Origin of the sequence: Flexilinea flocculi (genome assembly GCF_001192795.1) — a bacterium.
GTDB classification, from domain to species: Bacteria; Chloroflexota; Anaerolineae; order Anaerolineales; family Anaerolineaceae; genus Flexilinea; species Flexilinea flocculi.
This window is the reverse complement of sequence record NZ_DF968181.1, coordinates 369,167-382,084: the sequence shown is the minus strand read 5'-3', so window position 1 is coordinate 382,084 and position 12,918 is coordinate 369,167. Positions and strand designations below refer to the sequence as shown.

Below are 12,918 nucleotides of genomic sequence, written 5' to 3'. Positions count from 1 at the left end.
ATAAAAAACTTATAAAAATTTAAGATACTTACCCCACAAAAAGATTTATATCCGTCCGAAAACGGACGGATATAATCATTTTTAAAAATCAGACAATTTATTGAGGATTTACTCTTTTTCTTAGAAGGTAATATAGTCAGACAACAGCATGAAGTAGTTGTCATAAGTTACGCCATCTAAGGTCAAAGGTGAAATCTTAATCTTGCCTTCTCCACCGGCTTGTTCATCCAGCAGTTTCTTCCAATGATCCATGTCAGCCAAGGAGTCGATTTCGCCATTCAAATAATCGAAACCATATTCAACACCAGCGCCAATCATAGCCATATTGATCGGAACCGGCCAGGTTGAAAAGTGACCCGTCATACCGGCTTCAGCAATTTTCTTGGTGATTTGTTCGACGATGAATTCGACATTACCCTGTTTGTCTTCCGGAATTTCGATTCCCAATGCATCCGGATAACCATGGTACGGGGATGGGCAGCACTGCTGCGGATAGTAGGCTCCGGTTGCAAGAACAGCTTGAATCATTGCAGGCTGCATACCGCAGTTGGTATTGAAGAATGCTGTCTCTTTACCGTATTTTTCCACCTGGCGAGGAAGGTCTTCAAGAATGAATTGCTGTGCACCAGTCACACCTGCATCACCGGTAGGATCCGGGGCGGTTGCATCGACGAATTGAATTCCAAGCTCTGCGCATTTTTCCTGCATCAGTTTATGGCGTTCCACAATGGTTGGGTAGCTCATATGGCGGGCGAAGGAATAATGAACAAATGTTTTTGCGCCCATTTTCGCTGCCTGCTCAATAATGGTCGTTCCCATGGCAATTTCATCAGCGCTGAGGATAACGCCGGCTTTGGGTGAAATTACTTCCGGAGCTTCTGCCGGAACACCAGTGATGAACGGGAAATCCGGATAAATTTCATGAACTTTATCGATCGCTGCTGCAGTACCCGGAACAGATTGAACAAAAACGATTAAATCTGCACCATTGGAAGCCAATTCCAGGGTTCGAGCAACAGTCGTTTCAACTTCGCTGGAGAAGTTGTCAGGGTACGTTGCGGTAATGATTTTGCCGGGGTACTTCGCTGCGGCATTTTGAGCAGCGCGGAATTCTTCCTCTCCTTGAGAGACCGTTCCTGTCATGATCCCGATGACAAAGTCATCTTGTTTTGCCGGAGCAAAACCTGCCAATGCTGCAACCAGCATAACCGCAATTATTGAAACAAAAATTGCTTTTTTCATTTTTTCTTTTCCTCCGATAGAATTTTTGAAATGTTAACATGGTGTCTGATACACCATTAATTACCTGAAATATCTGATGTTCTGATCGTAATCCATCTCAGGGATAATACACTTCATGATCATCCGATTTGCCACCAATAAAATCTTATTATACCGAATTCAAGTATCAATCCGTGAAGTAAATTCCGGGACAGTAAAATAAATCGTCATGTCGAAAAAACACTTTGAATGTAAGGAAAAGAAAATGCAGTGATAGCTCAGGTTGATCAATAAAAGCATTTCGCTTTCCAATTTATAAATGAGAAATATTAATTTCTTCGTATTACATAAAGAAACTCATTGATTAAATTTCAGTATACCATAAATCATGATTCTCTACTTATCAACAATTCAATATTTTGATTGACTTTTCGCATAAAGAAAGTAATTATTGCTGTTCTTATGGTTTTGCGCATTTCGCAAGAACGACACAATCATGATATTTCTCTTTTTTCTCAACAGGCTTCTTCAATTGTCAATTTACCGCAAATTTGTACCGCAATTCGAAATATGGGCAGGATTTTTTATGTTGTGATGATGATAACGCTTCACGTAACATCATCACAACATCAAGTTTTTCCTGATTGATTGGAACAATAAGTCAATTTTTCGAATTACTGAAATTTGTAATCGCATCGATTTTTCATGATATAATTTTTTTTAAATTATATCTTTAAGCGCGATACTGTGATATCGGCAAGATTGAAATAAGCCTTTTGCGAGTTTGGATTCAGAAAATCTTGCCAGATCATAGTTCATCTGACAAGATTTTTTTTGTACCAAAGCTGTGACGAAGGGTGTTTTTTATGACGAACATTAAAGCGGTCATTATGGATGAAGCCGCCATCAACCGGGCGCTGAAAAGAATCGCTCATGAAATTATTGAGCATAACCGCGGAACGGAATCTCTGGCGCTCGTCGGGATTAAGCGCAGAGGTGTGCCGCTGGCAAAAATAATCTCCAATAATATTTTCGAAATCGAAAGTGTTGAAATCCCTGTGGGCGTTCTGGATATTACATTCTATCGTGACGATCTGTCAAACATTGATCCGATGCCCCGTCTGAACAACACCGAAATTCCATTCCCAGTCATTGATAAAAAGATCATCCTTGTGGATGATGTTCTATATACCGGCAGAACTGTACGCGCGGCAATCGACGCAATTTTCTCATTAGGACGCCCGGCTGCAATCCAGCTTGCCATCCTGATTGATCGTGGACATCGCGAGCTGCCGATCCGTGCTGATTATGTCGGCAAAAATATTCCGACATCTCAGAATGAATTAATTGCCGTCAACCTGCCGGAGTTTGACCAGAAAACCTCTGTAGAAATACATGACATCGGTCTCGACAGTCATGATTGATTATTTTCGTTTTAAATCGATTGAGGAGAAAGTATGATGAAACAAAATGTTCAGACCTTAGGTTATTTGCCGGACGAACGTCCCCCCTTTATCAAGCTGGTATTATATGCGCTCCAGCAAGTCGTCGTAATGTTCCCGGCAACCGTTGCCGTGGCTCTTATTACCAACTTCCGAATTTCAACAACAATTTTCGCCAGTGGTCTGGCAACGCTTTGTTTCATTCTGATCACCGGAAGACAACTGCCGCTTTATTACGGATCCAGTTTTTCATATATTTCCGCAATTGCAGGAATTATGGCAGCCGAAGCAGCTGCCGGCGCGGATTTATCCGGACAGATCCGGGTTGCACAATTCGGTATTGTAATGTCTGGTCTGGTTTCGATTGTTGCCGGTATTATCGTCAAGCGATTTGGCAGAGAATCCATTGAAAAAGTACTCCCGGCTACCATCACCGGTCCGATTGCCATGGCAATCGGTTTGACACTGGCAGCCAATGCACTGAAAGATGCCTGCGCAGTTCCGACCGGAGTAGCGGAAACATCTGCAGCGCTTGCCAGCAATCTGGCATGGATCATTTCACTGGTAACATTACTGACAACAATCCTCCTTTCCGTTTATCTAAAAGGTTTTGGCAGCCAGCTCACGCTGCTCTTCGGACCGATTGCCGGATGTATTGTTGCCTTCGTTCTGGGGAAAATTACCGGAATTAATTTCTTTCGCTCACTTTCAGAAAGTGTAAACAGTGGCATTTTTGCCCTCCCGATTTTCACACTGCCCAAACCGTCCTGGGCGGCAGTAGCGGCAATCATGCCGATTGCGATCGCAACAATCCCGGAATCCACAGCGCATGTCTATCAGTTGGATATTTATGTCAATAATCTGGCAAAAATCAAAGGATCCGGAAAGCGCTACAATATTGCGGATAAATTAGGCTTAAATCTGATCGGCGACGGTATCGGTGATATTGTTTCTGCCATGATCGGCGGTCCTGCCGGAACAAATTACGGTGAAAATATCAGCGCGATGACCATCACAAAAGTTTTCTCCGTACCGGTTCTAATCGGCGCTGCCATTATCGCCATGGTCATTTCCTGCTTCACACCGTTGATCAACGCGATTTACGCAATCCCGACAGCCGTTATCGGTGGGTTGGAAATCTTTCTTTTCGGTGCCATCGCTGCCCAGGGTATTGCCATCATGGTCGACAAAAAGGTCAGCTTTTTTGAATCGAAAAGCATTGCGCTCATCGCAAGCATCATTGTCATCGGTGTCGGTGGACAATATGCATTTGGCGGAAGCATTCCGTTCTTCGGCCTTCAGGTTCCATGCATTGCCGGAGCCGCCATTTTCGGAATTTTACTCAACCAGATCCTCAATATCGGGCAAAAATCCGCTCCGGTTTCAGAAAATGAGAATGCCTAATCATTCCTCTGATTTTCATATGGATTAATTGACAGTATGGATTTTCTTTGAAGTCTATAAGAGAATCCATATTTTTTATTAATGAATCAGATCGAATCAATTTTCCCGGGCAGTTTCATTGTATGTTTCACTGGAATTTCGTATTGGAATGATGTTTTTGCGCTTTGCACAAAAACATCATTCTATAAAAACCCCTCCCCATATTTCGGATGGATTAACTGCCTTTGACAAGATGAACTTATTCAAATAAAATTGATTGGCTAAGAAATATATCATTTGACTGCTTGCCAGTTAATATTTTCAGAAGGACGAAATAATGAAAGAGTATTCAACCGAATCGATTCGTAACATCGCACTCGTATCCCACAGCAGTGCCGGTAAAACCACGATGTCTGAAGTTTTTCTTCATTTTACAGGCGCAACTACCCGTATCGGAAAAATTGAAGATGGAACAACGGTTTCAGACTTTGATGATGAAGAGAAACGTCGAACGATTTCGCTTTACAGTTCTGTAATTCCAGTAGAATACAAAGATACAAAAATCAATGTGCTGGATACCCCAGGATACAACGATTTTATTGGCGAAGTGATTTCGGCTCTAAGTGTTGCAGACGGCGCATGTATCTTATTAGACGCTGTATCAGGACGGGAAGTCGGAACAGAGATTGCCTGGAAATACACTGAAAAATTCAATCTGCCGCGAATTGTCGTCATCAATAAAATGAATCGTGAAAATGCTGACTTCAAAAAAGCACTGGCAACCCTGGCTGAATATACCGATGTTCGCCTGATTCCAACACAAATCCCATGGGGTGAAAAGCTTGAATTCAGAGGTGTCATCGATATTCTATCCATGAAAGCATATGATGGAGCCTCTAATCAGGTGGTTGAAATTCCTGAAGAATATCAACAGGAAGCGCAAGAACTTCATACGGCATTGACAGAAGCTGCTGCTGAAGGCGAAGAAGAATTGATGGAAAAATTCTTTGAAACGATGGAGCTGACAGATGAAGAGATTTTGCGCGGATTTTCAAAAGCTGTGAAAGCCGGCAGTTTTGTCCCGGTTTTCTGTGCTGCAGCAGGAGCTGAACTTGGGATTGCGCCGATTTTGGATGCATTTGTCAACTTGATGCCCAATCCGACAGAAGCAAAACAAGTTATCGCAAAGGGAAAAAATGATGCGGATGTCGTGCTGAAATGTGCAGACTCCGGTCCGTTAGCTGCCTATGTATGGAAAACCACAGCAGATCCATTTGTTGGAAAGCAGACATATCTGCGCATTTATTCCGGTCAATTGACTTCGGATTCCAGAATCTGGAACAATTCCCGATCCGTCGAAGAACGGTATGGCAACCTCTATGTTCCATCCGGGAAAGACAATTATCCAGTCAAAACAATTCATGCCGGAGATATTTGCTGCGTTTCAAAGCTCAGTGAGACCGTTACCAGCAATACATTCTGCGACAAGAACAATCCGCTGATCCTGCCGATTCCACAATTCCCAAGCGCACTATATCGTGTCGCTGTATTTCCGAAAACACAGGCTGACTCTACGAAAATCAGCCCGACGCTGACTCGTCTTTGTGAAGAAGACATGACCCTTTCCTGGTACAACGAAATGGCTACCAACCAAACTGTTTTACAGGGTATGGGCGATCAGCATATTGATGTTGCAATCCGCCGTGCTGAAAGCAAATTCCAGGTAAATTTACTGATTAAAGAACCGCGTGTGCCATTCCAGGAAACCATTACAAAAGAAGCATCAGCGATGTATCGCCACAAGAAACAATCCGGTGGTTCCGGCCAATTCGGCGAAGTTCATCTGCGCATAAAACCGAATCGAGAAGCTGAATTTGAAATTCATAATGACATCTTCGGTGGAGCCATCAGCGCCAGCTATATTCCTGCTATCGAAAAAGGTATCCGCAACGTCATGAAAGAAGGTGTTCTTGCCGGATTCCCGATTCATGGAGTGTATGTTTCCGTATTCGATGGCAAGGAGCACCCGGTTGACTCGAAACCGATCGCTTTTGAAACAGCAGGACGCGAAGCCTTCAAACTGGCTTTTGCTGATGCCGCCCCTGTTTTGGAAGAACCGATTTACACGGTACGGATTACGGTCCCTGAAGAATATATGGGCGATGTGATGGGCGACCTAAATACACGCAGAGCGCGTATTCTGGGTATGGATACTGTTAAAGGGGCAAGTACTGTAACAGCTTCTGTTCCGCTGGTTGAGATGCAGCGATATACAACGCAACTTCGATCAATGACCGGAGGCCGCGGCGTATTTGAGATGGAATTTTCATCCTACGAAAATGTACCGCCTCATATTACACAGGAAATTATCAGCGCTCAAGAAAAAGAAAAGAAAGAAAGCGAAAAATAACGATCAAAAACAGTCCGGCAAAAACCGGACTGTTTTTTTATCTTTGATAATTCCTAAGTAATTCGAAATAAAGCAGAAGTTTACTCAATGTGCTTTTTTCGAAAGGTTCGTTAAAATATCGATTAACTCGTTATTCCAGCAAATAATTCTGCAATTCAATCATCGCAGTGCCGGCTAATGTATATTCGTCAAACATTTTTGCAATCCGGCTGAATTCCTGACCTGGCCAGGTTTCAATCATTTCTTCAAACCAGACTACAATCAGACCATTATCCAGCATTTCTGGAATTTTCCGAGGATTTTGAACCAATTTTCCCAGCATAGCTTTATTGCGTAAACTTTTATATCGTTTTTGCGCATTCGCATGCGATTCCATCAATGTCTTTAAGAATTCATCTGCTGTATAAATTTTATAACGGTCAAGACTATATATTTTTGCCGCAGTTTCGAGGCCATAAATTACATCCAGGTTAAAATTTTCTAATAGTTGACGAAAAGATCTCGGAGAAAAGAAATAATAGTGACCCTGAAGTTTTTGGAATGCGCGTAATGTGTCCAGATAACCCATCTTGAGATTTCGTTGAATTCTTTCCTGATCAAAATCAAAGGTTCCGCCTAAATCCTCGCTGCAGCGAATCATTTTCACGTAAACATCCTGATTTTTCTCAAGTTTTCTGCGAATCCCCATCCCCGCAATATCGATTACGATTATTTTTTTATATCCTTTTTTCAGCAGCATATTAATCGGCATATTATCATAAACACCACCGTCAATAAACCGCTTCCCTTCCAATTTTTGAGGTTTGAAAATCGGGAAACTCGCAGAAGCTAATAAAAATTTAACCATTTCTTCTTTAGGTATTTCATTTTTAAATCTTTCAATTGCAGTTAATTCTTTAATGGAATAAGTGACAATACCAAAGTCGATTTCTGATTGATAGATTTTGTCCAAATCGATATTCGTCCGGATCATTTTTTCCAAAGGGGCTGTGTCCAATCCTCGTTGCAAAACATACTCTTTGATCAAGCCGCGTATATTGTCCAGACTGAATAAACTTTTTGACGGGTCGATAGCTTCACTGGTTTCAAAGATATCAGACATTTGAATCTTCGAATATATTCTTTCAATTTTTCGCTGATCATCCTGAAGCATCAATGCACCGTTAATTGCTCCAATCGATGTTCCCACAATTGCTGAAATGGGAATATTCATCTTTTTCAACGCTTTCCAGGCGCCAACTTCATAGGCACCCTTTGTTCCGCCGCCTGAAAGCACCAATCCGTAACCGTCTTCCATGAGTACTTCCTTATGATTTAAATAGATTTAAATAGATTTAAAATGATTATATAGATGAATACCAGTAATTTTTTATGAAAATATAATTCCATTTTCAGTATTCGATGTGTAATTTTTTTATCGTTTGTTCGAAATATGGAAAGGATTATTGATTGTTTATTCTTTCGTCGTATTACTCAAATAACTGATCAACAATCCTTTTTCGCTAATCGATTTGTTTAAAAAAGTGGTTGACTCATAACCATTTTTTCGAATTTGTTTTAATTAAGTCACACGCTTTTTCAATCATATGGATATCTTTGGCAAAACAGAACCGGGCAAGCGTTTTTCCGACTGTGTCTTTATAAAATGCTTCACCTGGAACGGATGCAATTCCAGTTTCTTTTAGGAACCACATCGCCTTATCCTTGCTGTTTTCACCGGGGATTTTTGACATATCAGCCAGTACATAATAGGCACCCTGTGGAACATAGGGAGTCAGTCCGACATCTGACAGCATTCCGCAAAACAAATCTCTTTTTTGTTGATAGCCTATGCGCATTTCTGCATAGAAATCATCCGTTAAATTGGAGATAGCAGCCGCTACCGCATGTTGCAAGGGAGCCGGGGCACAGACGTAGATAAGGTCATTGGCGCTGCCAATCAATGCAGTCATTGCCTCATCGGCGATTGTATACCCGATTCTCCAGCCGGTAATGCTGAAAGTCTTCGAATAGCCGGAAACCGTAACCGTCCGTTCAGCAGCGTTCTTCAGGCTTCCTAAACTGACATGCTGTTTTCCGTCATAGGTAATATATTCATAAATCTCATCGGTAAATATCAATAAATCCTTCTCAATTGCAAAATCGGCTATCTTCTCCAATTCATCTGCTGAGAAGACCTTACCACATGGATTCGACGGTGTATTGATCAAAATGGCTTTTGTTTTCTCAGTGATCAGTGATTCTAATTGGTCAAAGTGAATGTCCCATTCCGGAGGAGTTAATGTCGCATATACAGGAACAATATCCAACGCGATCAGAGTGGCTTCGTGATATCCATAATAGGGTTCAAAAAGGATCATCTCATCGCCCGGGTTTAACAGTGCAAAACAGGCGCTATAGAAGGCGCCAGTGGCACCAGCACTGACAATAATATTTTTTTTAGCATCAACCTGTATATGGTTAAATTTCATTGATTTTTGCGCAATTTGCTCCCGCAGTAAATCAATACCGTCAAACCGCGTATAGTGATTATGATCGTCCAATATGGCCTGATACGCGCTGCCTGCCAGAATATCCGGCAGCTTAAGATCACATATACCCTGGGAAAGATTAATTCCCCCCACTCGTGCACATTCCAGCGACATATTTCTAATTTCAGACTGCGACATCTGAGTCATTTTGCGAGATTGAAAACGATTCATAAAGTTCCTCCAGAAAATCAAACATCCTCCTTTTTATATCATGAAATTTTGGTATCCTGAAAAAAACAGTAATTCAAATATCAGCTTACTATTTGAATCAAAAAAAATATTGTTGAAATATTTTTGCGTAAGGCTCAAAAGCATTTCAACAACAATGAACCCTTCCCATATTTCGAAGTGCTGGGTCCTGATGAATAAATTTTTTCCAATGGTAAAATTCAGCATAATTGGAAAATAACAAAAGGAAAAAAACATGGATAATCAGGAAGAAGAACAATTAGAACAGTTCTGGGCTGCCATCTTTTCACGAAATCCGGAAGAAATAATGAATGCATTTCTGACGGTCCCGCCAGCCATTCAAAAACTCTGTATAGAACATCTTCAAAAAATGACCTCAGAAAGCGGATGGTACGCTGAACAAGTCAAATCGGCTCAATTCGCGCTGGAAATACTAAAATAATAAAACTCGTTATTGGTTATCCGAATCATTAAAAAATTTCGGCATACTTGAAGATTTTCAGCAGGCTGATACCAGACTCTTGTCGATATTTCAAACAATCCGTGCGATATGGATGAAAAATCATCGATTTGAAATTTCGATTGACTTTTCGAATAAAGAATGGAAATTTGTTGTTCCAATGGTTTTGCGCTTCTCGTAAAACCATTGGAACAACTATGAATTCTTTTCATGTTTCGAATTAAGACAGTAAATCCGCTGATCAAATTGAAAGTATAATGGTTTGAAAATTCAAAGAATAAATGGGTAAAAAAATGGCTGAAGAAAAATTAACTCCCAGAAATGAGAATTATTCCGAATGGTACAATCAGGTTGTATTAAAGGCAGACCTGGCTGATTATGCTCCTGTTCGCGGCTGCATGGTTGTGAAACCATATGGATGGGCTATATGGGAAAACATGCAGAAAGAATTAGATCGGCGTTTTAAAGAGACCGGACATGTCAACGCTGCTTTCCCGATGTTGATTCCCAAATCTTTTTTTGAGAAAGAAAAAGAACACGTAGAAGGGTTTGCTCCAGAATTGGCGGTTGTCACAGTCGGCGGGGGACAGGTACTGGATGAACCACTGGTCATTCGTCCGACTTCAGAAACTGTAATCGGATATATGTATTCCAAATGGATTAAAAGTTACCGGGATCTGCCAGTTCTGATCAATCAATGGGCAAATGTTGTTCGATGGGAAATGAGAACAAGATTATTTCTCAGGACATTGGAATTTTATTGGCAGGAAGGTCATACAGCTCACAGCTCTGCAGAGGAAGCTCAGGAAGAAACAATCCGCATGCTGAATGTATATGCGGATTTTGCGATCAATGAAGCTGCCGTACCAGTTATCCGGGGCGTAAAAAGTGAAACGGAAAAATTTGCAGGCGCGGTAAACACTTATTCCATTGAAGCCATGATGGGTGACACGAAAGCGCTCCAGGCAGGAACCAGCCATAATCTTGGACAAAATTTTGCGAAAGCCTTTGACATCAAGTATTTGGATCAAAATAATACACAACAATATTGCTGGACAACATCCTGGGGACTCTCCACACGTTTCATCGGCGCCATCATCATGACGCACGGGGACGACAATGGATTGATCCTGCCACCTCGTCTGGCTCCATACCAAATCGTCATTGTGCCGATTTATAAAAATGACGCAGAACGATCCAGTGTGATGGAAGCTGTTGAAAAAGTCCAAAAACAACTTATCCAATTCCGTGTCAAATTGGACGACCGCACAGAAGTCACGCCAGGATTTAAATTCAACGAATGGGAACTCCGCGGAGTTCCGCTTCGGCTTGAAATCGGGCCGAAAGATGTTGAAAAAGGTTCGGTAATGGCGGCCCGCAGAGATATTCCCGGAAAAGCAGGAAAAAGCATCCTGCTTCAGGAAAATCTTGCGCCGCAGGTGCAAGCAATGTTGGATACAATTCAGGCATCCATGCTGCAGCGCGCCACTGATTTCAGAGATGCAAATATTCATAATGCGAACACATATGATGAATTAAAAGAAATCATCCAAAACGGATGGGCTGAAAGTTGGTGGTGCGGTTCAGCAGATTGCGAGGCTAAGATTAAAGAGGAAACGAAAGCGACAACACGCTGCATGCCATTCGACCAGCCGAAAACCGAAAAAGGAAAGTGTGTGTATTGCGGCGCTGAAGCAGTCAAAAAAATCTATTTCTCAAAAGCGTATTAATTCGGGAACTGCTGCAGAAAGAGAAAACTGACTGCAGCAGTTTTTATTTTTCTTATGACAGCTGTAAATCTTCTTCAATTAAAAAAACAAATCAATGCTCTTCTCTGGACTTTTATGGATCCGGAAGCTTTCCGAAAAGACTTGAAAAAGTTAATCGAACAGTATTCGAATCTTTCGTATAAACCCGGAAAAGGTGCAGCTTCTTCAATTCAATCATCAGAGTTGCATGTCCCACCGCTAGTTTTACGCGCTTTGGAAGTAGATCTTTATCAGACTGTTCGTGAGCATCCACAGGCGGCGTTGAATAATTGTGACTTTTTATGGAAAGACCCTAACAATGAAATGCACATTGTCGCATTTAAGATGTTGGGGAACATTCCACTGGATCATCAACAAGAGGTTTTCCAAAGAATTGAACAATGGGCAAAAGAACCCTCCGAAGTTTACTCAGAAAAAACGATTTTACTGAACGCAACATTGACCATTCGCAGAAATGAACCAGACAAACTATTGGAAAAAGCAAAAGAATGGTGTCAAAGCACATTCTTAAAAGACCAATCAATCGGATTGAAAGCACTGATCATTCTGGCAGAAGAACCTTCCTATATCAACCTCCCCGGAATTTTTCACACGCTGGAAGGCATCCTGCCGAAAACACCGCCGGTTTTACAGTCTGATCTTTTTGATCTATTGCTGGCTTTATTGGAAAAATCTGAAATAGAAACAATTTTTTTTGTTCGTCAGAAACTGGAACAGGAACCATCCAAACCAATCATTCGAACAGCCAGAAAACTGCTGCCTTATTTCCCCGAATCAACCAGACAGTCGATTCAGACAGTATTGCGAAATCATCCCATTAAGTGAGGAAATGGTAATATCTCTTTCAGATTATTTTTATTATTTTTATTGGCATTCAATCCAATTCGTCAAGACCGAATCATCTGTTATCGAGTATCAGTTATTTTCCCCATTTGTAGATTAGCTGAATTGAAATATGGGGAGGTTTCTTAGTTGTTTTGATATTTTTATTCAAATAGCAAGTCAATATTTCGAATTGCCGGGCTGTAATAAGTCTGCCGCCTTTTTATGGTATACTAATGGCTATTGACTGGTCCTTCTTCAGGAATCCCTTGAAGAATGGAGACTTGCAAAAAATATTTTATCAGGAGCAATGTCATGGCTTTGACAAAGGAACAAAAACAGGAATTTTCGAATAATTTCGGAAAACACGAAGGCGATACTGGCTCGGTAGAAGTACAGATTGCCATGTTAACGAAGCGAATTGCTGATTTGACGCAGCATCTTCGTTCCAATAAAAACGATGAATCATCGCGTCGCGGACTTTTAAAAATGGTCGGACACAGACGCCGGCTGCTGGCTTATTTACGCCGATCAAATTATGCCAGTTACGTTGCGTTGAATGAAAAACTCGGACTGCGTCTAAAATAGTTTTATGAGATGAAAGAGCAGATAAAATTTCAAATATCTGCTCTTTTTTAAACTCCAGGGGTTTTCCCCTGAAAATTTGGTGCCTCGTTTCGGTTAGGCATTG

General features: G+C 41.3%; 10 protein-coding genes. 7 read left to right on the top strand and 3 right to left on the bottom strand.

What is annotated here, in order from left to right:
* Positions 1-120 precede the first annotated feature (120 nt).
* Positions 121-1,242: a DUF3798 domain-containing protein gene (locus ATC1_RS06565; RefSeq protein ID WP_062279514.1), complete on the bottom strand. Its 1,122-nt coding sequence runs from the start codon at positions 1,240-1,242 to the stop codon at positions 121-123.
* 845 nt (positions 1,243-2,087) lie between these two features.
* Here ATC1_RS06565 and pyrR point away from each other — a divergent pair.
* The 3 genes from pyrR (at position 2,088) to fusA (ending at position 6,456) form a co-directional block, all read left to right on the top strand.
* Complete coding sequence (pyrR, locus tag ATC1_RS06555) at positions 2,088-2,645, top strand: bifunctional pyr operon transcriptional regulator/uracil phosphoribosyltransferase PyrR (protein WP_062279510.1); 558 nt, start codon at positions 2,088-2,090, stop codon at positions 2,643-2,645.
* A gap of 33 nt (positions 2,646-2,678) precedes the next feature.
* On the top strand, positions 2,679-4,067 hold the full coding sequence (locus ATC1_RS06550; protein WP_201777251.1) for a uracil-xanthine permease family protein: 1,389 nt from the start codon (positions 2,679-2,681) through the stop codon (positions 4,065-4,067).
* 316 nt (positions 4,068-4,383) lie between these two features.
* Complete coding sequence (gene fusA, locus ATC1_RS06545) at positions 4,384-6,456, top strand: elongation factor G (protein ID WP_062279508.1); 2,073 nt, start codon at positions 4,384-4,386, stop codon at positions 6,454-6,456.
* A 130-nt stretch (positions 6,457-6,586) separates the two neighbouring features.
* Here fusA and ATC1_RS06540 read toward each other — a convergent pair whose 3' ends face one another.
* On the bottom strand, positions 6,587-7,753 hold the full coding sequence (locus ATC1_RS06540) for a patatin-like phospholipase family protein (RefSeq protein ID WP_062279506.1): 1,167 nt from the start codon (positions 7,751-7,753) through the stop codon (positions 6,587-6,589).
* A 235-nt stretch (positions 7,754-7,988) separates the two neighbouring features.
* The gene (locus ATC1_RS06535) at positions 7,989-9,158 is read right to left on the bottom strand and encodes a pyridoxal phosphate-dependent aminotransferase (protein WP_062279504.1); all 1,170 of its coding nucleotides are present in this window, start codon (positions 9,156-9,158) and stop codon (positions 7,989-7,991) included.
* Between the two features lie 253 nt (positions 9,159-9,411).
* Here ATC1_RS06535 and ATC1_RS06525 point away from each other — a divergent pair, with 253 nt between their 5' ends.
* The 4 genes from ATC1_RS06525 (at position 9,412) to rpsO (ending at position 12,815) form a co-directional block, all read left to right on the top strand.
* Complete coding sequence (locus ATC1_RS06525; protein ID WP_062279500.1) at positions 9,412-9,618, top strand: hypothetical protein; 207 nt, start codon at positions 9,412-9,414, stop codon at positions 9,616-9,618.
* A gap of 311 nt (positions 9,619-9,929) precedes the next feature.
* Positions 9,930-11,366 carry a proline--tRNA ligase gene (gene proS, locus ATC1_RS06520; RefSeq protein ID WP_062283978.1) on the top strand — a complete coding sequence of 479 codons (1,437 nt, stop codon included), beginning with the start codon at positions 9,930-9,932 and terminating at the stop codon, positions 11,364-11,366.
* A gap of 54 nt (positions 11,367-11,420) precedes the next feature.
* A complete protein-coding gene (locus tag ATC1_RS06515) occupies positions 11,421-12,230 on the top strand; it encodes a DNA alkylation repair protein (RefSeq protein WP_062279498.1) in 810 nt (269 codons plus the stop codon).
* A 312-nt stretch (positions 12,231-12,542) separates the two neighbouring features.
* Positions 12,543-12,815 carry a 30S ribosomal protein S15 gene (rpsO, locus tag ATC1_RS06510; RefSeq protein WP_062279496.1) on the top strand — a complete coding sequence of 91 codons (273 nt, stop codon included), beginning with the start codon at positions 12,543-12,545 and terminating at the stop codon, positions 12,813-12,815.
* Positions 12,816-12,918: the final 103 nt, after the last annotated feature.